At 66.5% G+C, this 21,069-nt stretch carries 27 protein-coding genes and 1 tRNA gene; 24 read left to right on the top strand and 4 right to left on the bottom strand.

The window, feature by feature from the left end; all coding sequences use genetic code 11:
- Positions 1-31: 31 nt before the first annotated feature.
- From CAL12_RS00860 to CAL12_RS00780, 17 genes are all read left to right on the top strand, one after another.
- Complete coding sequence (locus tag CAL12_RS00860) at positions 32-811, top strand: ABC transporter permease (RefSeq protein WP_086067599.1); 780 nt, start codon at positions 32-34, stop codon at positions 809-811.
- Between the two features lie 4 nt (positions 812-815).
- Positions 816-1,058 carry a BolA family protein gene (locus CAL12_RS00855; protein ID WP_086062748.1) on the top strand — a complete coding sequence of 81 codons (243 nt, stop codon included), beginning with the start codon at positions 816-818 and terminating at the stop codon, positions 1,056-1,058.
- Complete coding sequence (murA, locus tag CAL12_RS00850; RefSeq protein ID WP_086062747.1) at positions 1,058-2,326, top strand: UDP-N-acetylglucosamine 1-carboxyvinyltransferase; 1,269 nt, start codon at positions 1,058-1,060, stop codon at positions 2,324-2,326. Before CAL12_RS00855 ends, murA begins: the two co-directional genes overlap by 1 nt.
- Before the next feature lie 10 nt (positions 2,327-2,336).
- The gene (hisG, locus tag CAL12_RS00845) at positions 2,337-3,050 is read left to right on the top strand and encodes an ATP phosphoribosyltransferase (RefSeq protein WP_086062746.1); all 714 of its coding nucleotides are present in this window, start codon (positions 2,337-2,339) and stop codon (positions 3,048-3,050) included.
- Positions 3,047-4,351 (top strand): histidinol dehydrogenase, encoded by a 1,305-nt coding sequence (hisD, locus tag CAL12_RS00840; RefSeq protein WP_086062745.1) that lies wholly within the window; start codon positions 3,047-3,049, stop codon positions 4,349-4,351. Before hisG ends, hisD begins: the two co-directional genes overlap by 4 nt.
- Entirely contained in the window at positions 4,348-5,433 is a 1,086-nt protein-coding gene (gene hisC / locus CAL12_RS00835; RefSeq protein ID WP_086062744.1) for a histidinol-phosphate transaminase, read from the top strand. Before hisD ends, hisC begins: the two co-directional genes overlap by 4 nt.
- A gap of 91 nt (positions 5,434-5,524) precedes the next feature.
- Positions 5,525-6,112, top strand: a complete 588-nt coding sequence (gene hisB / locus CAL12_RS00830) for an imidazoleglycerol-phosphate dehydratase HisB (protein ID WP_086062743.1) — start codon at positions 5,525-5,527, stop codon at positions 6,110-6,112.
- Positions 6,113-6,146: 34 nt separating this feature from the next.
- Entirely contained in the window at positions 6,147-6,821 is a 675-nt protein-coding gene (gene hisH / locus CAL12_RS00825) for an imidazole glycerol phosphate synthase subunit HisH (RefSeq protein ID WP_086062742.1), read from the top strand.
- 75 nt (positions 6,822-6,896) lie between these two features.
- Positions 6,897-7,640, top strand: coding sequence for a 1-(5-phosphoribosyl)-5-[(5-phosphoribosylamino)methylideneamino]imidazole-4-carboxamide isomerase (gene hisA, locus CAL12_RS00820; protein ID WP_086062741.1), 744 nt, complete (start codon positions 6,897-6,899; stop codon positions 7,638-7,640).
- Positions 7,637-8,446, top strand: a complete 810-nt coding sequence (gene hisF, locus CAL12_RS00815; protein ID WP_086062740.1) for an imidazole glycerol phosphate synthase subunit HisF — start codon at positions 7,637-7,639, stop codon at positions 8,444-8,446. Before hisA ends, hisF begins: the two co-directional genes overlap by 4 nt.
- A 25-nt stretch (positions 8,447-8,471) precedes the next feature.
- Positions 8,472-8,885, top strand: coding sequence for a phosphoribosyl-AMP cyclohydrolase (gene hisI / locus CAL12_RS00810; protein WP_086062739.1), 414 nt, complete (start codon positions 8,472-8,474; stop codon positions 8,883-8,885).
- Positions 8,882-9,232 (top strand): phosphoribosyl-ATP diphosphatase, encoded by a 351-nt coding sequence (locus CAL12_RS00805; protein WP_086062738.1) that lies wholly within the window; start codon positions 8,882-8,884, stop codon positions 9,230-9,232. The genes hisI and CAL12_RS00805 overlap by 4 nt, the downstream gene beginning before the upstream one ends.
- Positions 9,233-9,263: 31 nt before the next feature.
- The gene (locus tag CAL12_RS00800) at positions 9,264-9,632 is read left to right on the top strand and encodes a histidine triad nucleotide-binding protein (RefSeq protein ID WP_086062737.1); all 369 of its coding nucleotides are present in this window, start codon (positions 9,264-9,266) and stop codon (positions 9,630-9,632) included.
- A 15-nt stretch (positions 9,633-9,647) separates the two neighbouring features.
- Entirely contained in the window at positions 9,648-9,896 is a 249-nt protein-coding gene (gene tatA, locus CAL12_RS00795) for a Sec-independent protein translocase subunit TatA (RefSeq protein ID WP_086062736.1), read from the top strand.
- Positions 9,897-10,027: 131 nt separating this feature from the next.
- The gene (gene tatB, locus CAL12_RS00790) at positions 10,028-10,657 is read left to right on the top strand and encodes a Sec-independent protein translocase protein TatB (protein ID WP_086062735.1); all 630 of its coding nucleotides are present in this window, start codon (positions 10,028-10,030) and stop codon (positions 10,655-10,657) included.
- A gap of 44 nt (positions 10,658-10,701) precedes the next feature.
- Positions 10,702-11,469 (top strand): twin-arginine translocase subunit TatC, encoded by a 768-nt coding sequence (gene tatC / locus CAL12_RS00785; protein WP_420042779.1) that lies wholly within the window; start codon positions 10,702-10,704, stop codon positions 11,467-11,469.
- 137 nt (positions 11,470-11,606) lie between these two features.
- On the top strand, positions 11,607-12,032 hold the full coding sequence (locus CAL12_RS00780; protein WP_086062733.1) for a helix-turn-helix domain-containing protein: 426 nt from the start codon (positions 11,607-11,609) through the stop codon (positions 12,030-12,032).
- Here CAL12_RS00780 and CAL12_RS00775 read toward each other — a convergent pair.
- Positions 11,992-13,170, bottom strand: a complete 1,179-nt coding sequence (locus CAL12_RS00775; protein WP_086062732.1) for a S1C family serine protease — start codon at positions 13,168-13,170, stop codon at positions 11,992-11,994. The two genes, CAL12_RS00780 and CAL12_RS00775, sit on opposite strands and share 41 nt — an antisense overlap.
- Before the next feature lie 20 nt (positions 13,171-13,190).
- Between CAL12_RS00775 and CAL12_RS00770 the strand changes: the two genes are divergently transcribed.
- On the top strand, positions 13,191-13,967 hold the full coding sequence (locus CAL12_RS00770) for a Nif3-like dinuclear metal center hexameric protein (RefSeq protein ID WP_086062731.1): 777 nt from the start codon (positions 13,191-13,193) through the stop codon (positions 13,965-13,967).
- Between the two features lie 61 nt (positions 13,968-14,028).
- Here the strand turns inward: CAL12_RS00770 and mscL are convergent, their stop codons facing one another.
- The gene (gene mscL, locus CAL12_RS00765; protein ID WP_086062730.1) at positions 14,029-14,487 is read right to left on the bottom strand and encodes a large conductance mechanosensitive channel protein MscL; all 459 of its coding nucleotides are present in this window, start codon (positions 14,485-14,487) and stop codon (positions 14,029-14,031) included.
- A 234-nt stretch (positions 14,488-14,721) separates the two neighbouring features.
- Between mscL and petA the strand changes: the two genes are divergently transcribed.
- From petA to CAL12_RS00735, 6 genes are all read left to right on the top strand, one after another.
- Positions 14,722-15,342, top strand: a complete 621-nt coding sequence (gene petA, locus CAL12_RS00760) for a ubiquinol-cytochrome c reductase iron-sulfur subunit (RefSeq protein ID WP_086062729.1) — start codon at positions 14,722-14,724, stop codon at positions 15,340-15,342.
- Between the two features lie 61 nt (positions 15,343-15,403).
- On the top strand, positions 15,404-16,792 hold the full coding sequence (locus tag CAL12_RS00755) for a cytochrome b (protein ID WP_086062728.1): 1,389 nt from the start codon (positions 15,404-15,406) through the stop codon (positions 16,790-16,792).
- 19 nt (positions 16,793-16,811) lie between these two features.
- Positions 16,812-17,666, top strand: a complete 855-nt coding sequence (locus CAL12_RS00750; protein WP_198298348.1) for a cytochrome c1 — start codon at positions 16,812-16,814, stop codon at positions 17,664-17,666.
- 125 nt (positions 17,667-17,791) lie between these two features.
- Positions 17,792-18,403, top strand: coding sequence for a glutathione S-transferase N-terminal domain-containing protein (locus tag CAL12_RS00745; RefSeq protein ID WP_066342981.1), 612 nt, complete (start codon positions 17,792-17,794; stop codon positions 18,401-18,403).
- Positions 18,404-18,413: 10 nt separating this feature from the next.
- Complete coding sequence (locus tag CAL12_RS00740) at positions 18,414-18,875, top strand: ClpXP protease specificity-enhancing factor (RefSeq protein WP_086062726.1); 462 nt, start codon at positions 18,414-18,416, stop codon at positions 18,873-18,875.
- Between the two features lie 148 nt (positions 18,876-19,023).
- A tRNA-Thr gene (locus CAL12_RS00735) sits at positions 19,024-19,099 on the top strand.
- On the opposite strand, the gene CAL12_RS00730 is transcribed toward CAL12_RS00735, so the two are convergent.
- Together CAL12_RS00730 and CAL12_RS00725 are read right to left on the bottom strand one after the other, a co-directional pair.
- Positions 19,087-20,325, bottom strand: coding sequence for a hypothetical protein (locus CAL12_RS00730; protein ID WP_198298347.1), 1,239 nt, complete (start codon positions 20,323-20,325; stop codon positions 19,087-19,089). The two genes, CAL12_RS00735 and CAL12_RS00730, sit on opposite strands and share 13 nt — an antisense overlap.
- A gap of 316 nt (positions 20,326-20,641) precedes the next feature.
- The gene (locus CAL12_RS00725; RefSeq protein WP_086062724.1) at positions 20,642-20,956 is read right to left on the bottom strand and encodes a hypothetical protein; all 315 of its coding nucleotides are present in this window, start codon (positions 20,954-20,956) and stop codon (positions 20,642-20,644) included.
- Positions 20,957-21,069 lie beyond the last annotated feature (113 nt).

The following is a 21,069-nucleotide window of genomic DNA, read 5'->3' as shown; positions in this document are numbered from 1 at the left end:
GCCCGCCCCCCTGGGTTCCATCGGTTCGCCCATGCTGGACGCCGGCGTACCGGCCGGTTCCGGCTTCCCCACGCTATTGCGCAAGGAGCTCATGCGCTTCTGGAAGGTCAGCTTCCAGACCATCGCCGCGCCCGTCATCACGGCGCTGCTGTATCTGCTGGTGTTCGCCCAGGTGCTGCAGGACCGCGTGCACGTGTACGGCACCGTGCCCTACACATCCTTCCTGATTCCGGGACTGATGATGATGAGCATGCTGCAGAACGGCTTCGCCAACCCGTCGTCCTCGCTGATCCAGAGCCGCATCACCGGCAACCTGGTATTCATCCTGCTGCCGCCGCTGTCGCACCGGGACATCTATTGCGCCTACGTGATCGCGGCCATCGCGCGCGGCATCGCCGTCGGGCTGTGCGTATGGCTGGTGGCGCTGTGCTTCATCCCGCTGATGCCGGCCCATCCCCTGTGGGTGCTGGTTTTCGCGGTGCTGGCCTGCGGCATCATGGGCAGCCTGGGAGTGATCGCCGGCTTGTTCTCGGAAAAATTCGACCAGCTCGCGGCGTTCCAGAACTTCCTGATCATGCCGGCGACCTTCCTGTCCGGCGTTTTCTATTCGATCCATACGCTGCCGCCTTTCTGGCAGGGCGTATCGCATTGGAATCCCATCTTCTATACCATCGATGGCTTCCGCTACGGCTTCTTCTCGGTGTCCGACGTGTCGCCCTGGCGCAGCCTGGCGGTGGTCAGCTGCGTCTTCCTGGCCCTGGCGACCTACGCAATCCGACTGCTCGCCAGCGGCTACAAACTAAGGAACTGAGCCCATGTTGCCCACACCCGAGCAGGTCCGCCAATACATCGCCGACGGACTGCCCTGTGAACACATCGAAGTGCAGGGCGACGGTTCGCATTTCGACGCGGTCATCGTCAGCGCGGCCTTCGAAGGCAAGCGGCCGATCGCCCGGCATCAGCTGGTCTACGCCGCCCTGGGCGACCGCATGAAAGCCGAAATCCATGCGCTGTCCATGCGCACCCTCACGCCCACCGAATACAAGGCGGCGCAGTAATGGACAAGCTACGCATCACCGGCGGCACGGCCCTGCGCGGCGAAGTCGACGTTTCCGGCGCCAAGAACGCGGCCTTGCCCATCCTGTGCGCCGGACTGCTGACGGCCGACGCGCTGACCCTGCGCAACGTGCCGGAACTGAACGACATCTCCACCATGCTGCGCCTGCTGGGACAGGTCGGCGTGCGCGCCGAGCGCCAGTCCGACGGCGTGGTCACCCTGCAGGCCGACCACGTCGACAAACTGGAAGCGCCCTACGAGCTGGTCAAGACCATGCGCGCATCCATCCTGGTGCTGGGCCCCTTGCTGGCCCGCTTCGGCGAAGCACGCGTCAGCCTGCCGGGCGGCTGCTCCATCGGCCAGCGGCCGGTCGACCAGCACATCAAGGGCCTGGCCGCGCTGGGCGCCGATATCAAGCTGGAACACGGCTTCGTGGTGGCCCGCGCCAAGCGTCTGAAGGGCGCGTCCGTCCGCACCGACATGGTCACCGTCACCGGCACCGAAAACCTGCTGATGGCCGCCACGCTGGCGGAAGGCCGCACCGTGCTGGAAAACGCCGCCCGCGAGCCGGAAGTCGTGGACCTGGCCGAGCTGCTGATCAAGATGGGCGCCCGCATACAGGGACACGGCACCGACCGCATCGTCATCGACGGCGTCGAACGCCTGCACGGCGCGTCGCACAGCGTCATCCCGGACCGCATCGAAGCCGGCACCTTCCTCTGCGCCGTCGCGGCCACCGGCGGCGAGATCACGCTGCGCCACACCGATGCATCCCACATGGGCGCCATCCTGGACAAACTGGCGGAAGCCGGGCTGGCGATGGAAAGCGGCGCCGACTGGATACGCGCCACGGCGCGGGGCCGCCCCAAGGCCGTCAGCGTGCGCACGCATGAATACCCCGGCTTTCCCACGGACATGCAGGCGCAGTTCATGGTGCTGGACACGGTGGCCGAAGGCACCGGCGTCATCGTCGAGAACATCTTCGAAAACCGCTACATGCACGTGCAGGAACTGATACGCATGGGCGCGGACATCGATATCGACGGCCACACCGCCGTGGTGCGCGGCGTGCCGCGCCTGTCGGGCGCCGCCGTCATGGCCACCGACCTGCGTGCCTCCGCCAGCCTGGTCATCGGCGGCCTGGTGGCCGATGGCGAAACCGTGATCGACCGCATTTATCATCTCGACCGCGGCTACCAGCAGATGGAACGCAAGCTGCGGCAACTGGGCGCCCAGATAGAACGCGTGCCGGGCCGCGCCGCGCCCTGAGGACCTCCGAATGAACCAGCCAGACATCCGCCCGTCCGCCGATTCCGCGCCGCTTACGCTGGCGCTGTCCAAGGGCCGCATTTTCGAGGAAACCCTGCCCCTGCTGGCGGAAGCCGGCATCGAGGTCGCGGAAAATCCCGAGCACTCCCGCAAGCTGATCATTCCCACCAGCGACCCCGGGCTGCGCCTGATCATCGTTCGCGCCTCCGACGTGCCGACCTATGTGCAGTACGGCGCGGCGGACTTCGGCATCGCCGGCAAGGACGTGCTGATCGAGCACGCCGCGGCCCATCCTGGCGGCATCTACCAGCCGATCGACCTGAACATCGCCAAATGCCGGTTGTGCGTGGCGGTGCGCGCCGGCTTCGACTACCAGAGCGCGGTACGGCAGGGCGGCCGCCTGCGTGTGGCGACCAAATACGTCCAGGCGGCGCGCGAACACTTCGCCGCCAAGGGCGTCTACGTGGACCTGATCAAGCTGTACGGCTCGATGGAGCTGGCGCCCCTGGTCGGCCTGGCCGACGCCATCGTCGACCTGGTCTCGTCCGGCGGCACGCTGCGCGCCAACAACCTGGTCGCCGTGGAGGACATCATGCCGATTTCCTCGCGGCTGGTCGTCAACCAGGCCGCCTTGAAAACGCGCGGCGCGCGCCTGCAGCCGCTGCTGGACGCCTTCGAACGCGCCAGCGCCGCACCCATACGCCTCGAAGGGGGTACGCCATGAGCACCATCAACCGCCTCGATTCCCGCGATCCCGGCTTCGCGGCCGCCCTGTCCGCGCTGCTGGCCTTCGAAGCCTCGCAGGACGAATCCATCGACCGCGCCGCGGCCGACATCCTGGCGGACGTACGGCAGCGTGGCGATGCGGCGCTGCTGGAATACACCCGCCGTTTCGACCGCGTGCAGGCCGACGGCGTCGCCGCGCTGGAAATTCCCCGCGACAGCTGGCAGGCCGCGCTGCAGTCGCTGCCGGCCGCCCAGCGCGAGGGCCTGGAAGCCGCCGCGCGGCGCGTGCGTGCCTATCACGAGAAACAGCGTGGCGAGACCTGGACCTACACCGAAGCCGACGGCACGATGCTGGGCCAGAAGATCACGTCGCTGGACCGGGTCGGGCTTTACGTCCCCGGCGGCAAGGCCGCCTATCCGTCATCCGTACTGATGAACGCCATCCCGGCCAAGGTGGCCGGCGTGCCGGAGCTGATCATGGTCACGCCCACGCCCGACGGCTTGCGCAACCCCATGGTGCTGGCGGCCGCCGCCATCGCGGGCGTCGATCGCGCCTTCGCCATCGGCGGCGCGCAGGCCGTGGGCGCGCTGGCCTACGGTACCGCCACCATCCCCGCCGTGGACAAGATCGTCGGGCCGGGCAATGCCTACGTCGCCGCCGCCAAGCGCCGCGTGTTCGGCACGGTCGGCATCGACATGATCGCCGGCCCCAGCGAAATCCTGGTCATCTGCGACGGCAAGACGCCCGCCGACTGGATCGCCATGGACCTGTTTTCGCAGGCCGAGCACGACGAACTGGCCCAGGCCATCCTGCTGTGCCCGGACGCCGCCTACCTGGACGAAGTCGCCGCGTCCATCGACCGCCAGCTGCCCGCCATGCCGCGCGCGGCCATCCTGCGCGAAAGCCTGGGCAAGCGCGGCGCGCTGATCCACGTGCGCAGCCTGGAAGAAGCCTGCGACATCGCCAACGACATCGCCCCCGAGCACCTGGAAATCTCCACCGACGACCCGGAAAAGTGGGTGGCGCGGATCCGCCACGCGGGCGCCATCTTCATGGGCCGCTACGCGTCGGAATCGCTGGGCGATTACTGCGCGGGCCCCAACCACGTGCTGCCGACCTCGCGCACGGCGCGTTTTTCGTCGCCGCTGGGCGTCTACGATTTCCAGAAGCGCTCCAGCCTGATCCAGGTATCGCGGCAGGGCGCCCAGACGCTGGGCCGGATCGCGGCCGACCTGGCCTACGGCGAAGGCCTGCAGGCGCACGCCGCCAGCGCCGAGTACCGGCTCGACAAGGCATGAATGCCGCCCGGCGGGCCGCCACGACCATCCGCCCCGATATCCAGGCGCTATCCGCCTACGCCGTGGGCCACGCGGAAGATGCCATCAAGCTGGACGCGATGGAGAACCCGTACGGCTTGCCCGACCAGGTGCGCGACGCGGTCGCCGCCGCCGCCCGCGCCACGGCCCTGAACCGCTATCCGGCCGCGCGCCACGATGCGCTGGACGCCGCGGTACGCGCGGCCTTCGGCGTGCCGGACGACGCCGCGCTGCTGTTCGGCAACGGGTCCGACGAGCTGATCAGCCTGATCGTGCAGGCCTGCTGCGAGCCGGGCGACGTGGTGCTGTCGCCGGTGCCGTCCTTCGTCATGTTCGAACTGTCGGCGCGCTTTCACCACGCCCGCTTCGCCGGCGTACCGCTCACGCCGGATTTCCAGCTGGACCTGCCGGCCATGCTGGCGGCCATCCAGGCCCGACAGCCGAAAGTCGTCTTCCTGGCGGTCCCCAACAACCCCACCGGCGGCCGCTGGTCCGATGCGGCCATCGAGACGATCCTGGCCGCCGCGCCGGGGCTGGTGGTGATCGACGAGGCCTACCAGCCCTACGCCGACGGCACCTGGATGCCGCGCGCCGCCACGCTGGCCAACGCAGTGGTGCTGCGCACCGTCTCCAAGATCGGCCTGGCCGGCCTGCGTTTCGGCTACCTGGCGGGCCCGGCGCCCTGGATCGCGCAGATCGACAAGCTGCGCCCGCCCTACAATATCGACGTGCTGACCGAAGCCGTCCTGCTGGCGGTCCTGCGCTACAAGCCGGTGCTGGATGAGCAGGCGGCCCGCCTGCGCGCGTCGCGCGACGACCTGGCCCGGGAACTGGCCAGCCTGCCGGGCATAACCGTGTATCCCTCGTCCGCCAACTTCCTTCTGGTGCGCTTTTCCGGCAAGATGGGCGCCAACGCCGTGCATCAAGCCCTGAAAACGCGCAGAATACGGGTTCGCGATTTCAGCGGCGGCGATCCGGCATTGGCCGATTGCCTGCGCATCTCGCTGGGCACGCCCGACGAGCACGCCGCGCTGATGGCAGCCCTGCGCGACATACTTGCCTGACGCCCGTCCCGATTTTCCGCCTTTTCCAAGATCCACAGCTACCGCGCCGCACTCCGCCATCCCGCCAAGCACGACGCGAAAACCGATCACCATGCGTACCGCCGACATTACCCGCAACACCAACGAAACCCGCATCCGTGTGGCGGTCAACCTGGACGGCACCGGCCGCCAGACCATCGATACCGGCGTTCCCTTCCTGGATCACATGCTGGACCAGATCGCCCGCCATGGCCTCATCGACCTGGACATCAAGGCCGACGGCGATCTGCACATCGATGCGCATCACACGGTGGAAGACGTCGGCATCACGCTGGGCCAGGCCATCGCCGCCGCGATCGGCGACAAGAAGGGCATCCTGCGCTACGGCCATGCCTACGTGCCGCTGGACGAAGCGCTCTCGCGCGTGGTGGTGGACTTCTCCGGCCGGCCCGGCCTGGAATTCAACGTGCCCTTCACCCGCGCCCGCATAGGCGAATTCGACGTCGACCTGACCCGCGAATTTTTCCAGGGCCTGGTCAACCACGCCCTGATCACGCTGCACATCGACAATCTGCGCGGCAAGAACGCCCATCACCAGTGCGAAACGGTATTCAAGGCCTGTGGCCGGGCCCTGCGCATGGCGATGGAGCGCGATCCGCGCAGCCAGGGCGTCGTCCCGTCCACCAAGGGCGTGCTGTAATCCCGCGATCACTACGACCCGCAGGCAGAATCTCGTGACTTCCATCGCTATCGTCGACTACGGCATGGGGAATTTCCACTCCGTGGCGCGGGCGCTCGCCGCCGCCGCCCCGGATGCCGACATCCGTATCTCCAACACCGTGGCGGACATCGACGCGGCCGACCGCGTCGTCTTCCCCGGCCAGGGCGCCATGGCGGACTGCATGCGCACCCTGAACGAATCGGGGCTGCGCGAGGCCGTCGTGCGCGCGGCGCGCAGCAAGCCGCTGCTGGGCGTATGCGTCGGCGAACAGATGCTGTTCGACACCAGCGAGGAAGGCCCGACCATCTGCCTGGGCATCTTTCCGGGCGTGGTGCATCGATTCAGCGGGCCGCAGTACGCGCCGCCCATCGGCGCCTACGAAGACCCGGTGGAGGACGCCACCGTCGACGAACGGCTGAAAGTGCCGCACATGGGTTGGAACAAAGTGCGCCAAACGCGCTCTCATCCAATCTGGGCAGGTATTCCGGACGGCACCCATTTTTATTTCGTTCATAGTTATTACGCCGTACCGGCGGACCCCTCCCTGACCGTTGGGGAAACCGATTACGGCGGTTCCTTTACCTGCGCGGTGGCGGCGGCTAACATTTTCGCGGTGCAGTTCCACCCAGAAAAAAGCGCCGAGCACGGCCTGCGCCTGTACCGGAATTTCGTCGACTGGCGCCCCTGACGCCGCCTGCCGGCGCGATCCCGCCCACGCCGATTCGCCCTTCCAACAACCGACTCATTTACGCGCGTTATCACTATGCTGCTGATCCCCGCCATCGACCTCAAAGACGGACGCTGCGTCCGCCTGCGCCAGGGTGACCTGGACGATGCAACGGTGTTCTCCGAAGACCCGGCGGCCATGGCCACGCATTGGCTGGAGCAAGGCGCGCGGCGCCTGCATCTGGTCGACCTGAACGGCGCGGTGGCCGGCAAGCCCCGCAACGAAGCCAGCATCCGCGCCATCGTCGATGCGGTCGGCGATGAAATCCCCGTGCAGATCGGTGGCGGCATCCGCGACCTGGACACCATCGAGCGTTACCTGGACAACGGCATTTCCTACGTCATCATCGGCACCGCCGCGGTCAAGAACCCGGGCTTCCTGCACGATGCCTGTGGCGCCTTTCCGGGCAGCATCATCGTGGGCCTGGACGCCCGCGACGGCAAGGTGGCGACCGACGGCTGGAGCAAGCTGACCCGGCACGACGTGCTGGACCTGGCCAGCAAGTTCGAGGACTACGGCTGCGAAGCCATCATCTACACCGACATCGGCCGCGACGGCATGCTGTCGGGCGTGAACGTCGACGCCACCGTGCGTCTGGCGCAGCATGTGCGCATCCCGATTTTCGCTTCCGGCGGCATCGCCGGCATCCAGGATATCGAAGCCTTGTGCGCCGTCGAGGAAGAAGGCGTGGAAGGCGCCATCCTGGGCCGCAGCATCTACGAAGGCGCCCTGAATTTCCAGGCCGCGCAGACCCGCGCGGACGAATTGGCCAAGTCATGAATGGTATTACCCCGACCGGCGACGCCGGGCCCAATGCGCTGACGCGGCGCATCATCCCCTGCCTGGACGTCACCGCGGGCCGCGTGGTCAAGGGCGTCAATTTCGTCAACCTGATCGACGCGGGCGACCCCGTGGAGATCGCCCGCCGCTATGACGACCAGGGCGCCGACGAACTGACTTTCCTGGACATCACCGCCACCAGCGATGGCCGCGACCTGATACTGCCCATCATCGAACAGGTAGCCTCGCAAGTGTTCATCCCGCTGACTGTCGGCGGCGGCGTGCGGCAGGTTGCCGACATCCAGCGGCTGCTGAACGCGGGCGCCGACAAGATCAGCATCAACAGCGCGGCGGTGGCCAATCCTGAACTGGTCCGCGCGGCCGCGGACTACCACGGCTCGCAGTGCATCGTGGTCGCCATCGACGCGCGCCGCGTCAAGGCGGACGACGGCAGCGAACGCTGGGAAGTCTTCACCCATGGCGGCCGCAAGGCCACCGGCCTGGACGCCATCGAATGGGCGCGCCGCATGGCCGCCTACGGCGCCGGCGAAATCCTGCTCACCAGCATGGACAAGGACGGCACGAAATCCGGCTTCGACCTGGCGCTCACGCGTGCGGTATCGGATGCGGTGCCGGTGCCGGTCATCGCCTCGGGGGGCGTGGGCACGCTGCAGCACCTGGCCGACGGCGTCACCGTGGGCCGCGCCAGCGCCGTCCTCGCCGCCAGCATCTTCCATTACGGCGAGCACACCGTGGGAGAATGCAAACGATATATGTCCGACCTTGGGATTGAAGTAAGGTTGTGACTTCCCCCGTAGCGCGGTGCCGTCCATGACTGATACGAACAATGAACCTGCCTGGCTGGGCGACGTCGCTTTCGACGCGCACGGCCTGATTCCCGCCATCGCGCAGGACGCCGAAACCGGCCAGATCCTGATGGTGGCGTGGATGAACCGCGACGCGCTGGCCGAAACCGCGGCCACGGGCCGTGCCGTGTACTGGTCGCGCTCGCGCAAGCGCCTGTGGCGCAAGGGCGAGGAATCCGGCCACGCCCAGCAGGTCAAGGAACTGCGCCTGGACTGCGACGGCGACGTGGTGCTGCTCAAGGTCGACCAGCGGGGCGGCATCGCCTGCCACACCGGCCGCGCCAGCTGCTTCTTCCGCCGCCTGGACGAGCAAGGCGGCGAACGCCGGTGGGAAACCACCGATCCGGTCCTGAAGGACCCGGAGCTGATCTACAAATGAGCGACATCGACCCGCGCGGCGGCGCCGTCCTGGCGCGCATCGCCGACACCCTGGAAACCCGCCGGCCGGACCGCGGCGGCGACCCGTCGACCTCCTACGCCGCCAAGCTGCTGGCCAAGGGGCCCGACGCCTTCCTGAAGAAGATCGGCGAAGAAGCCACCGAACTGGTCATGGCTGCCAAGGACGGGGTACCCGACCGCATCGTCAGCGAAACCGCGGATCTCTGGTTTCATTGCCTTGTCGCGTTGACTCATTACAATCTGCGGCCGGAGGATGTCCTGCAGGAACTCGCGCGCCGCGAAGGCCTGTCGGGGCTGGCCGAAAAAGCCGCGCGGCCCGCCGACTGACAGCGGCCCCGCGGCATACGGAGCGAGATACATGAGCGATAACTGCATCTTCTGCAAAATCAGCCGCGGGGAAATCCCGGCGAAAAAGGTCTACGAAGACGACGAATTCGTGGCTTTCCAGGACATCAATCCCGCCGCGCCGGTGCATCTGCTGCTCATCACTCGACGCCATATCGAGTCCATGCAGGACGTCTCGCCGGACGATGCCGGCTGGTTGGGTAGAATGATGGCATTGGCCCCGCGGCTGGCACTCGAAAACGGCTGCAACCCGGGCGCGCAAGGCGGGTTCCGCCTGCTCGCCAATTCCGGCGCGGAAGGCGGCCAGGAAGTCCCGCACCTGCATTTCCATATCATTGGCGGTTCGCGTCCCTGGAAAGGCCGCGTAGCCCCGAACGCATGAACACGGAGAACCGTCATGGGCAGTTTTAGCATCTGGCATTGGCTGATCGTTCTGGTCATCGTGGCCTTGATATTCGGTACCAAGAAGCTGCGCAACTTCGGCAGCGACCTGGGTGGCGCCGTCAAGGGCTTCAAGGAAGGCATGCGGGACGCCAACGGCGACCCGATCGACCCGGCTGACCGCAGCCCGGCCGAGCCCGCTCACCAGCAGCGCGTTTCCGGCGAAACCATCGACGTGCAGGCCAAGGAAAAAACCCATTCCTGATCCCGGCTGGCGGCAAGGCGGCGCGGTGCCGCCAGGATGCTCGAACATCCGCCGCCGCGTCCGACGCCCGTCTTGCGCCAGCGTGCCGTTGGCGGACGCAAGAGGCCTCATCTCTTTTTCATGGCCGTCGTATGTTTGATGTCAGTTTCTCAGAACTGATGGTGATCGGCGTGATCGCGCTGATCGTCATCGGACCGGAACGCCTTCCCAAGGTCGCACGCACGGTGGGACATCTGCTGGGCCGCGCGCAGCGCTACGTCAACGACGTGAAAAGCGATATCCGGCGCGAGATCGAGCTGGACGAGCTGCGCAAGTTCAAGACCGACATGGAAACCGCCGCGCAGTCGGTGCACACCTCGCTGCGCGATGCCGAATCGTCGCTGCGCGAACCGGCCCAGGCCCTGCGCCAGGAACTGGACGAAGCCGCCAAGGCCGCCACCAGCGCCGTGTCCGCGCAACCCGGGACCGCCGCGCCCGAATCGCCGGCCGCATTGCCGGACACTGCCGGCACGACGCCCATTGCCGCCTCGCCGGCTGTCCCGACACCCGCGACACCGGCGACGACTGTCGCCACGGCACCCGACGCAAGCGCCGCGACGCACCCCGATGCACCACCGCCGGCCAGCCCGCCGGCGGCGCCTGTCGGCACGCCAACCGCCGTCGCGCCACCGGCCGCCACGCCGCATCCGCAGGAACCCGGCACGCCCGCCGCCGGCGGTGCGACCAAGTCCCCAACATCGCCCACCGGTAGCACAACGTGAGCCAGGAACTACCGCAAGAAGAAGAGCTGCAGGAAGACAGCTTCATGTCGCACCTGGTCGAGCTGCGCACGCGGCTGCTGCGTGCCGTGGCCGTCATCGGCGTCATCTTCGTCGTCCTGTTCTTTTTCCCCGGCGCCGCCAAGATCTACGATCTGCTCGCCCAGCCCATGTTGCGCGCCCTGCCCGAAGGCACGCGCATGATCGCCACCGGCGTGATCACGCCCTTCATGGTGCCCGTCAAGGTCACCCTGATGGCCGCTTTCGTCCTGGCCCTGCCCGTGGTGCTATGGCAGGCGTGGGCCTTCGTCGCGCCCGGCCTGTACCGCCACGAGAAGCGCCTGGCGCTGCCGCTGATCCTTTCCAGCACCTTCCTGTTCCTGGCCGGGATGGCGTTCTGCTATTTCGTCGTGTTCCGGACGGTCTTCCACTTCATCACCACCTTCGCCCCGCAGTCCATCACGCCGGCGCCGGATATCGAAGCCTATCTCAGCTTCGTGATGACCATGTTCCTGGCCTTCGGCGTCACGTTCGAAGTGCCCGTCGCCGTGGTCCTGCTGGTCAAGATGGGGATCGTCGACGTCAAGAAGCTCAGCAGCGCGCGAGGCTATGTGGTGGTCGCCGCCTTCATCATCGCCGCGGTGGTCACGCCGCCGGACGTGGTCAGCCAATTCATGCTGGCCGTGCCCCTGTGCCTGCTGTTCGAGCTGGGCCTGATCTGCGCGCGCCTGGTCACCAAGAACAGCCCCGCCGACCCGGAAAGCGAAAACGCGATCGCGGAGCGCAACCCGGGCCAGCCCACGACCCGGCAGTAGGGACGGGCGGTGCCGCGCGGCGCCAGCCGCGCCGCCGCCATCCGGCGATGGCAGCCGGTGGTGGCAGCCGGCAGCAGCAGCCGCGAATACGACCGATTCACCTTGAGCCATCAGAACTGCAATCGTACATTGCACGGATGACCATGGCTGACCGCTTGCGTACCCTCATGCGTTGGCGCGGGATCCGCAGCCAGCGGCAACTGGCACGCTTATCGGGCGTTCCGCAAACCTCCATCCATCGCATCCTGACTCGCGACGCCGGATACATGCCCGCCCTGGGCACGCTCGCGCGGCTGGCCCGCGCGCTGGACACCTCCGTGGTCTGGCTCGGCGAAGGCGATCAGGCGCCCCAGGCTTTTCCGCCGGCGGCCGGTCCCCCGCGACTTCGCGACAGCGCCGGCATGCACCATTACCATCCCGAATGCGGCGGCGACGCCGCCGAACTCCACATGCTGATGGCCAGGCTTTCGGAAAACGAGCGGCGCCATGTCGTCGCCCTGGTCCGCATGCTGGCGGACCGGCCTACCTGGGCCGCTGGGGACGGACGCCGATCTTTACCTTGAGGTCCATCTGCCGGCCGCCGCGCAGCACCGCCAGGGTGACTTCCTGGCCCGGCGGCAACAGGGCGATCATCGCCAGCATGGACGAGGTATTGCGCACATCGTTGCCGTCTATGCTCAGGACGATGTCGCCTACGCGCAATCCGCCCTTGCCTGCCGGACCGTCGCGCATGACGCCGGCGATGATCACGCCGCGCGGGCTGGTCAGCTTGAAGGCGCGCGCCAGGTCCGGCGTCAGGTCCTGCGGCTCGACGCCCAGCCAGCCGCGCCGGACATAGCCGGTGCGGATGATTTCTTCCATGACCGAGCGCGCCGTATCGATGGGAACGGCGAAACCTATGCCCAGCGATCCGCCGGACTGCGAATAGATGGCCGTGTTGATGCCCACCACATTGCCGTGCTGGTCGATCAGCGCGCCGCCCGAATTGCCCGGGTTGATCGCGGCGTCGGTCTGGATGAAGTTCTCATAGGTATTCAGGCCCAGGCTGCTGCGCCCGAGCGCCGACACGATGCCTTGCGTGGTGGTCTGTCCCACGCCGAAGGGATTGCCGATGGCCAGCACCACATCGCCCACCTTCAAGGGCGCGTCGCTGCCCAATGTCGCCACCGGCACCGCACCGATGCTGTCGGGCAGCTTCAGCACGGCCAGGTCCGTCTCGGGATCCGCGCCCACCACCTGGGCACGTGCTTCGCGGCCGTCGGCCAGCGCGATCTCGATGGCGTCCGCGGCTTCGACCACGTGATAGTTGGTCAGTACGTAGCGGTCCTGCACGATCACGCCGGACCCCAGGCTGGTCGATTCGTGGCGGCGGCTGACCCCGGGCAGTTGCCCCAGCAGCTCGCGTATGACCGGGTCGTCGGGCAAGGGGATCAAGGGCACGTCGACGTGCTTGGCGGTATAGACGTTCACCACGGCCGGCGCCGCCCGCACCACCGCCGGCGCGAAGGTCAGATCGCGGGCGCGCGGCGCGGCCGCCAGTTCGGCATCGCGGTCGCCGCCTGCTTGCGGACGCTGCGCGGAAGATGGCCGCGTGTCCGGTCCGGACAGGCGCAGCCAGTCGGGCCGCAGCGTGCTGACCACGAATAGAATGGCAAGACTGACCGTGACGGCCTGGGCGAATATCAGCCAGAGTCGACGCATGATTTTTCTTGGGCAAAGCAATGAACAGTATCGATTCCCGCGAACTGGCCGCCTGGCTGGACCAGACCCTGCAGCCGGGCCGGTTCCGCGACTACAGTCCCAACGGGCTGCAAGTGGAAGGCAAGGCGTCGATCAGCCATATTATCGCCGGGGTCACGGCTTCCGAGGCCTTGTTGCGCGCCGCCATCGAACGCGGCGCCGATACCGTGCTGGTCCATCACGGATGGTTCTGGAAGAACGAAGACCCGCGCGTACGCGGGCCGCGCCGCACGCGGCTGGCATTGGCCCTGGCGCATGACCTGAATCTGTTCGCCTTCCATCTGCCGCTGGACGCCCATCCGCAGTTGGGCAACAACGCCCAGCTCGCGCGGGTGTTGGGACTGGCGCCCGACACCGACGCGAATGGCCTGCCGCGCACCTGCGGGCCGGACAACCTGGTCTGGGTGGGCAGCGCGCCGGGCGTCGCGGACTTCGGCGAACTGGCCGCGCAGGTCGGTGAACGCCTGGGCCGCCAGCCTCAGGCCATCGGCGATCCGGACCGCCCCATCCGCCGCGTCGCCTGGTGCACGGGCGCGGCCCAGGGCATGCTGGCCGATGCCGTCGACGCCGGCGTCGATGCCTACATCACAGGGGAGATTTCCGAACCGACGGTGCACCTTGCGCGAGAAACGGGCGTCGCCTTCCTTGCCGCCGGCCACCACGCCACGGAGCGCTACGGCGTCCAGGCGCTGGGCCAGGCCATCGCCGACCGCTTCGGCGTCCGGGTGGACTTCGTCGATATAGACAATCCCGTCTGAAACCGTCGCCGGCGTCCGGCCGCGTCGCGGCATCGGGCGCCGGCCGGCAGGCCGCCGGCGATCAGGCAACCGGACCGCGCTGCTGTTTCAGGATGTCGCGTATTTCCTGCAGCAGCTGCACGTCGGCTGGCGCCGCGGCCGCCACGGCGGGTTCGTGCTTGGTTTCCAGGCTCGCGCGGGCGCGCGCCACCGCCTTCACCATCCAGAAGATGATGAACGCCAGCAGGATGAAGTTGATGACGATGGTGACGAAGTTGCCCCATGCGAAGACGTTGGCGCCGGCCTTGGTCAGGTCCGCATAGGTCATCGGCCCGTTGTAGTTCGGCGGCATCGACAGCACGATGAACTTGTTCGAGAAGTCGACCGCCCCGCCCAGGATGAAATTGACCAGGGGCATGACGACGTCCTTCACGAGAGAATCCACGATTCTTCCGAAGGCGGCCCCGATGATGACGCCGACCGCTAAATCGACGGCGTTGCCCTTGACGGCGAAGGCACGGAAATCTTTCAGAAAACTCATACACGCTCCTCTGTGAATGTGCCCCCGATTGGGCTAAGGCTATAATACGCGGTTGCGAAGACGTTACGTATCATCAAGTATCACCACTCCGGTCCGCCGGAGGTAGCAAGACACCCCGGCTCGCCGGGGAGCAACAAGGCCAGGTACAGGGCCACTGCTTATTCCACATCCCCTGGAGGGGGACGCTACACGGCCCAGGCATGACCCGCAGTAGCCGCATAACAAGGATGGAAGATGAGTCAGACTACGATGTATCACGATGACGAAGGCGCAGCACCGGTCAACCTGCCTCCTGACCCATCGCGTCGATTTTGGGTGACTACGGCCTGTGCCCTGGGTGGCGTGGCCGGTGTAGCAACCGCCGTACCGTTCGTGGGGACTTTCGCGCCCTCCGCCAAGGCCCGGGCCGCCGGCGCCCCGGTCGAAGCGGACATCAGCCAGCTGCAACCCGGCCAGATGATGACCGTGGAATGGCGCGGCAAGCCTGTCTGGATCCTGCGCCGCACGCCCGAGCAACTGGAAGAACTCAAAAAAGATCCCGGCCTGCTCGCCGACCCCGACTCCAAACGGCCCGGCTATACCCCCAAGTTCGCCGAAAACGGCTACCGGTCCCGCAAGGAAGACCTGTTCGTCTGCGTCGGCATCTGCACCCATCTGGGCTGCTCGCCCAATCGCCAGGACAATGTCGCCCCGGGCGTGGACGGCTTCCTCTGCCCGTGCCATGGCTCCCGCTTCGACCTGGCGGGCCGCGTGTTCAAGAACGTACCCGCGCCCGACAACCTGGAAGTGCCGCCATACCAATACCAATCTGACACCCGCATCATCGTCGGGGTTGATGAAGACAACAAGGCCTGACAGGGCGTCGCCGCGCGCACGCATCAGACAGACACGCCACGACTAGCAAAGGAGCTGCTTCATGGATGGCGACAAGACGGTCGAATCGACCGGTTTCATGGGTTGGGTGGATCGGCGCTTTCCGGCTACGGCAACGTGGAAAGCCCACGTCTCCGAGTATTACGCGCCCAAGAATTTCAACTTCTGGTATTTCTTCGGATCGCTGGCCCTGCTGGTGCTCGTGCTGCAGATCCTGACCGGCATTTTCCTGGTGATGCACTACAAGCCCGACGCCGAACGCGCGTTCCAGTCGGTGGAGTACATCATGCGGGAAGTGCCCGGCGGCTGGCTGATCCGCTACATGCACTCGACCGGCGCCTCGATGTTCTTCGTGGTGGTCTATCTGCACATGCTGCGGGGGCTGCTCTACGGGTCCTATCGCAAGCCGCGCGAACTGGTGTGGATCTTCGGCGTGGCCATCTTCCTCTGTCTGATGGGCGAAGCCTTCTTCGGCTACCTGCTGCCCTGGGGCCAGATGTCGTACTGGGGCGCGCAGGTCATCGTGAACCTGTTCTCCGCCATTCCGTTCATCGGGCCTGACCTGGCGATCTGGATCCGCGGCGACTACGTGGTTTCCGACGCCACCCTGAACCGGTTCTTCGCCTTCCACGTGATCGCCATCCCGCTGGTCCTGATCGGGCTGGTCGCGGCGCACCTGGTGGCGCTGCACGAAGTCGGCTCCAACAACCCGGACGGCGTGGAGATCAAGAAAGGGCCGAAAGACCGCTACGGCCGCCCGCTGGACGGCGTGCCCTTCCACCCGTACTACACGGTGCACGACATCGTCGGGGTGGCGGGCTTCCTGATCGTCTTCGCGGCCATCGTGTTCTTCGGCCCCGAGATGGGCGGGTTCTTCCTGGAGTACAACAACTTCATCCCCGCGGATTCGCTGAAGACGCCGCCGCACATCGCGCCGGTCTGGTACTTCACGCCGTTCTACTCCATGCTGCGGGCCACCACCGACGACTTCACCTGGGTGCTGTCCGGCGCCGCGGTGCTGGGCGCCCTGGCGCTGTTCCTGAAGGGCCGCGGCCGCGGCATCGCCCGCATCGTGCTGCCGGTCATCCTGGTCGTCGTGGCCGTGCTGCTGCGCGTGCTGGACGCCAAGTTCTGGGGCGTGGTGACCATGGGCGGCACGGTGGTGATCCTGTTCTTCCTGCCGTGGCTGGACCAGTCTCCGGTCAAGTCCATCCGCTACCGGCCGGGCTGGCACAAGGTGGTCTACGGCATCTTCATGGTCGACTTCCTGATCCTGGGCTATGTCGGCACGCAGGCACCCACGCCGGCGCTGAACCTGACCTCGCAGATCGGTACGCTCTACTACCTGGCGTTCTTCTTCCTGATGCCCGTGTGGAGCCGGCTGGGCAGTTTCAAGCCCGTGCCCGACCGCGTCGTCTTTCACGCCCATTGAGCCCCGCACAGATAACGGAATGACCATGATCAAGAAGCTGATGGGTGCCGTGGCGTTGATGCTCACGTGCGCCACCGCCTTGGCCTCGGAAGGCGGATACCCCCTGGAAACCGCGCCGAACCGCGTCAACGACGTGGCTTCGCTGCAGAACGGCGCCAAGCTGTTCGTCAACTATTGCCTGAACTGCCATGCCGCCGGGTCGATGCGGTACAACAAGTTGAGCGAGATCGGCCTGACCGATGAGCAGATCAAGAAGAACCTGCTGTTCACCGGCCAGAAAGTGGGCGACCTGATGACCATCGCCATGTCGCCCAAGGACGCCAAAAAATGGTTCGGCGTCGCGCCGCCGGACCTGTCCGTGATCGCCCGCGCCAAGTCCCAGACTGCAGGCGCTCCCGGAATCGACTACATTTATACCTACCTGCGTTCGTTCTACCGCGACACAAGCCGGCCCACGGGCTGGAACAACCTGGTATTTCCCAATGTGGGCATGCCTCACGTCCTCTGGGAACGCCAGGGTGCGCGCGAGCTGACCACCGTCGCCATGCACCGTGCCGAAGGCAAGGGCGAGGAAGGCGGCTGGGAACGCGTCACCACCGTGTACGACCCCCAGGGCTATGCGACGGTCAAGAAGGATGAGGTCGCGAGCTATCACGGCGGTGAAAGCTTCACGGCCACCTTCAAGGCTGCGAACGCGGCGCAATCCGCACAGTTCGACAACGACGTCGCCGACCTGACCGCCTTTCTGGGCTGGATGTCGGAACCCGTGGCCCAGTTCCGCAAGGAACTCGGCGTCTGGGTCCTGCTCTTCCTGGGCCTGTTCCTGGTCGTGGCGCTGCGGCTGAACGCTTCCTATTGGAAACACGTGAGGTAATCGGTACAACCCCACAGGGGCCGGGCCGCGCATGCCCCGGCATGACGCCCCCCCTGGCAATTGGGGCCAGCGCCTGCTAGATTGGCGGCGCTGGCCTTTCGCTTTTCATACAAGGACTTACCACCATGATGGTGCTTTATTCCGGAACCACGTGCCCGTTTTCGCAGCGCTGCCGTTTTGTATTGTTCGAAAAGGGCATGGACTTTGAAATCCGGGACATCGACCTGTACAACAAGCCGGAAGACATTTCGGTCATGAACCCCTACGGCCAGGTGCCTATCCTGGTCGAACGCGACCTGGTGCTGTACGAGTCGAACATCATCAACGAATACATCGACGAACGCTTCCCGCATCCGCAGCTGATGCCCGCCGACCCGGTGATGCGCGCGCGTACCCGCCTGTTCCTGTACAACTTCGAAAAGGAACTGTTCGTCCACGTGTCGGTGCTGGAAGACCGCAACGCCAAGCCCGACGAAAAGCGCCTGGACCGCGCCCGCCAGAACATCCGCGATCGACTGGCCCAACTGGCGCCGATGCTGCTGAAGAACAAATACATGCTGGGCGACGAGTTCTCCATGCTGGACGTCGCCGTGGCGCCCCTGCTGTGGCGCCTGGACCATTACGGCATCGAGCTGCCGAAGAATGCCGCGCCGCTGCAGAAATACGCGGAACGCATCTTCTCGCGCCCGGCCTATATCGAAGCGCTCACGCCTTCCGAGAAGGTGATGCGTCGCTAGGATGGCATCAATGGGTGAATCATCGACCAAACCGTATCTGATCCGCGCACTGCACGAGTGGTGCACGGATAACGGCTACACGCCCTACGTCGTGGTGCAGGTCAACGACCGCACCATGGTGCCGCCCGCCCATGTGCGGGACGGGCAGATCACGCTGAACATCGGCAACCTGGCGACGAACAAGCTGTTGCTGGGCAACGAGTACATCGAATTCCAGGCCCGGTTCAACGGCGTGGTCGAAATGGTGTCCGTGCCGGTGGGGGCTGTGAGCGCCATCTATGCGCGCGAAACCGGCGCCGGCATGGGGTTCGAAGTGCAGGACGACGAGGATACGGCCACGCCACACCCTGGCCGCGACGGCAGTCCCGACGCCATCGATGGCGCCGCGGCGCAGGGCGCGCAGGGCGACAAATCCGATGGCAAGGACGACGATACCCCGCCGCCCCGGCCGCATCTGACCATCGTCAAATAAGCGGGCATCGTGACGGCGCGGGTTGGCGTACCAACCGGCCGGCAGGCTCCACGTGCGTGCCGCGCCGGCGCACTCTGACGCCGCCCGTCGCCACGTATACAATGCACGTCTTCGCGCCATGCCCGGCACCGCAAGGGCATGACGCAGGGCCGGCTTAGCTCAGTTGGTAGAGCAGCGCACTTGTAATGCGAAGGTCGGGGGTTCGATTCCTCTAGCCGGCACCAGCCACTGGCCGACGATCGCTCGTCCTGGCTTCGACGAACCGCATCAGGTCATCCCGGAAGTCCTGGTAGGCACCGCCGCAGGCATGGCCGGACAGCACCGTTTGCAGCCGCACCAGCGTGCGCTGGGGCAGCCGGTCGACGGCCGAGCGCAGCCATTGCCTGCGTTGCATGCAGGCGGTTTGGGCTTCCCTGGCGAGCACAGTTTCGACGATGCCGCCGATGGCATCGCAGACCGCGTCGTTGTCGACGTCGATGGCCGCGATGCATCGCAGAGCGTCGCCATACAGGGCGATGGCGATCACGATGCGCGATTCCAGCGCCAGCAGGATGGCATCGGCGCGGCGGTACTCGATCGATCCCGCCACCGCGGGTAGCAGTGCTTCGCGCTGCAGCGACAGCATCCGGTCGCGAACGTTGCGGCGGGTGGCGGCCATGCGTTCGGCGGCATCGCGCAGCACGCGCGTACTTTCCTCGCTGATGTCGGGATGCACGCCCATGCGTCCGTCCAGGCGCCGCACCTGCCTTTCCAGTTCAAGAAAATGGCGGTCCAGCGGCTCGTCGGAAAGCATGGCATTAAGAAACACATACGTGGCGCCGACGACCTTTTCGCGCGTATAGGTCATGCGCAGCGCCTTGCGATGCTCTCCCGGCGCGGCCCAGTAGCGGATGCGGTATTTCACCGTGGACAGCAGGCGCCGCGGCCACGAGGCCGCGGGTGGGCCCGCGCGGGGATCGTGGCGGGCCGCCGCCGCAACCATCGGACCCTGCCCGCCGCGCCCATGCGGGGACGCCGAAGACGGCAGCGGCGCGCCCTGCGTCAGCGGAACGAAGCGCAGCGATACGGTTTCCTTCTGAGCGTCCCGGCAGGTCTCCCTGCGCGGCATACGGGGCGGTGGCGCGGGCGCGTCACCCGATCCGGGGGCTGCGACATCCCCATGCGATACAGTCAGCGCCGTATCGCCGACGCCAGCCGCGTGGCGCACCACGCTTCGGGCGGCTTGCTGGCCGCGCAGGCGCCAGCCAAACGCAAAGGGATTCCAGCCGTCGCGACGTGCCAGCGTCGCGCGGGCGCGGGGATGCTGCGTGGCGGCGCAGCCATCCGGCGCGGGAGCGGGCTGGGCGACGAACGTGTGCCCGCCTTCCGTGATCCCGACATTGCGATCCGCGGCCGGCACCGGAGGTGCGACCGATGGTGAAGAAGGTCTATGGGCCTGCCCGGGAAGCATGTACGCGTCTCCTGGTCTTGATGGACGCGGCGTCACGGTGCTAAGGCGGAATCCGTGCGGCGCCACGGGGAATCGGACGATTCAGGGCACGGCGGCAGCCTGGGCTACGCGCGCAAGTCCCTTCGGTCTCGACGCCGTGGGGGCGGTTCCTGGGGGTGGGGATTAACGGACCAACGGACGGACCAACGGACTGACCAACAGGCGGACCAACAAACGGACCGACAGACAGACCGGTCAACGGACCGATCGACGCACCGATGGAGGCAGTGCGGCGCTGCGCGCGAGGGCGTACGGCGCGCAGCGGCAGGACGTCATGTTATCGCGCGGAAGCTTGCAGCGCGGCCCGGGGGGCCGACGCGCGGATCTTGCCGCAGACGGGCTCGACGTCATGCACATGTTCGTGGCGGAAACGGAAACGCAGCTTCAGCGTGCGGCCGTTTTCCGCCCGGCGCGTGACCACGTCGGTGGTGTACGTCGTGTCGCCATTGAGGGGCGCGTTATAGATGACGCGCGCCTTCACGACGGGACCGTCGGCGAGGCGCAGGTGCACGATGTCGCCAACGTGGATGGGAGTGCCGTCCAGCGCGCGATCGGCGCGAGGCAGAAGAGTGGGTTGAGTAGAAATCGTCATTTTGATTATTTTCCAAAACTAAAAACATGCCTCCAAGGACGGAGCGCCCGGGCTTGCGGCCCTGGAATGGCATGAGCTGCACGCAGCGTTGAGCCTGTCATGGGTACGATCTC

The organism is Bordetella genomosp. 8, from assembly GCF_002119685.1.
Taxonomy (GTDB): domain Bacteria; phylum Pseudomonadota; class Gammaproteobacteria; order Burkholderiales; family Burkholderiaceae_B; genus Bordetella_C.
The sequence above is the reverse complement of the archived record's forward strand: the minus strand, read 5'-3'. Positions and strand labels throughout refer to the sequence as shown.

Coding starts and splice junctions, on each gene's coding strand:
- CAL12_RS00860 (WP_086067599.1), top strand. CDS start 32: ATGCTGGACGCCGGCGTACCGGCCGGTTCCGGCTTCCCCACGCTATTG.
- CAL12_RS00855 (WP_086062748.1), top strand. CDS start 816: ATGTTGCCCACACCCGAGCAGGTCCGCCAATACATCGCCGACGGACTG.
- murA (WP_086062747.1), top strand. CDS start 1,058: ATGGACAAGCTACGCATCACCGGCGGCACGGCCCTGCGCGGCGAAGTC.
- hisG (WP_086062746.1), top strand. CDS start 2,337: ATGAACCAGCCAGACATCCGCCCGTCCGCCGATTCCGCGCCGCTTACG.
- hisD (WP_086062745.1), top strand. CDS start 3,047: ATGAGCACCATCAACCGCCTCGATTCCCGCGATCCCGGCTTCGCGGCC.
- hisC (WP_086062744.1), top strand. CDS start 4,348: ATGAATGCCGCCCGGCGGGCCGCCACGACCATCCGCCCCGATATCCAG.
- hisB (WP_086062743.1), top strand. CDS start 5,525: ATGCGTACCGCCGACATTACCCGCAACACCAACGAAACCCGCATCCGT.
- hisA (WP_086062741.1), top strand. CDS start 6,897: ATGCTGCTGATCCCCGCCATCGACCTCAAAGACGGACGCTGCGTCCGC.
- hisF (WP_086062740.1), top strand. CDS start 7,637: ATGAATGGTATTACCCCGACCGGCGACGCCGGGCCCAATGCGCTGACG.
- hisI (WP_086062739.1), top strand. CDS start 8,472: ATGACTGATACGAACAATGAACCTGCCTGGCTGGGCGACGTCGCTTTC.
- CAL12_RS00805 (WP_086062738.1), top strand. CDS start 8,882: ATGAGCGACATCGACCCGCGCGGCGGCGCCGTCCTGGCGCGCATCGCC.
- CAL12_RS00800 (WP_086062737.1), top strand. CDS start 9,264: ATGAGCGATAACTGCATCTTCTGCAAAATCAGCCGCGGGGAAATCCCG.
- tatA (WP_086062736.1), top strand. CDS start 9,648: ATGGGCAGTTTTAGCATCTGGCATTGGCTGATCGTTCTGGTCATCGTG.
- tatB (WP_086062735.1), top strand. CDS start 10,028: ATGTTTGATGTCAGTTTCTCAGAACTGATGGTGATCGGCGTGATCGCG.
- tatC (WP_420042779.1), top strand. CDS start 10,702: ATGTCGCACCTGGTCGAGCTGCGCACGCGGCTGCTGCGTGCCGTGGCC.
- CAL12_RS00780 (WP_086062733.1), top strand. CDS start 11,607: ATGACCATGGCTGACCGCTTGCGTACCCTCATGCGTTGGCGCGGGATC.
- CAL12_RS00775 (WP_086062732.1), bottom strand. CDS start 13,170: ATGCGTCGACTCTGGCTGATATTCGCCCAGGCCGTCACGGTCAGTCTT.
- CAL12_RS00770 (WP_086062731.1), top strand. CDS start 13,191: ATGAACAGTATCGATTCCCGCGAACTGGCCGCCTGGCTGGACCAGACC.
- mscL (WP_086062730.1), bottom strand. CDS start 14,487: ATGAGTTTTCTGAAAGATTTCCGTGCCTTCGCCGTCAAGGGCAACGCC.
- petA (WP_086062729.1), top strand. CDS start 14,722: ATGAGTCAGACTACGATGTATCACGATGACGAAGGCGCAGCACCGGTC.
- CAL12_RS00755 (WP_086062728.1), top strand. CDS start 15,404: ATGGATGGCGACAAGACGGTCGAATCGACCGGTTTCATGGGTTGGGTG.
- CAL12_RS00750 (WP_198298348.1), top strand. CDS start 16,812: ATGACCATGATCAAGAAGCTGATGGGTGCCGTGGCGTTGATGCTCACG.
- CAL12_RS00745 (WP_066342981.1), top strand. CDS start 17,792: ATGATGGTGCTTTATTCCGGAACCACGTGCCCGTTTTCGCAGCGCTGC.
- CAL12_RS00740 (WP_086062726.1), top strand. CDS start 18,414: ATGGGTGAATCATCGACCAAACCGTATCTGATCCGCGCACTGCACGAG.
- CAL12_RS00730 (WP_198298347.1), bottom strand. CDS start 20,325: ATGCTTCCCGGGCAGGCCCATAGACCTTCTTCACCATCGGTCGCACCT.
- CAL12_RS00725 (WP_086062724.1), bottom strand. CDS start 20,956: ATGACGATTTCTACTCAACCCACTCTTCTGCCTCGCGCCGATCGCGCG.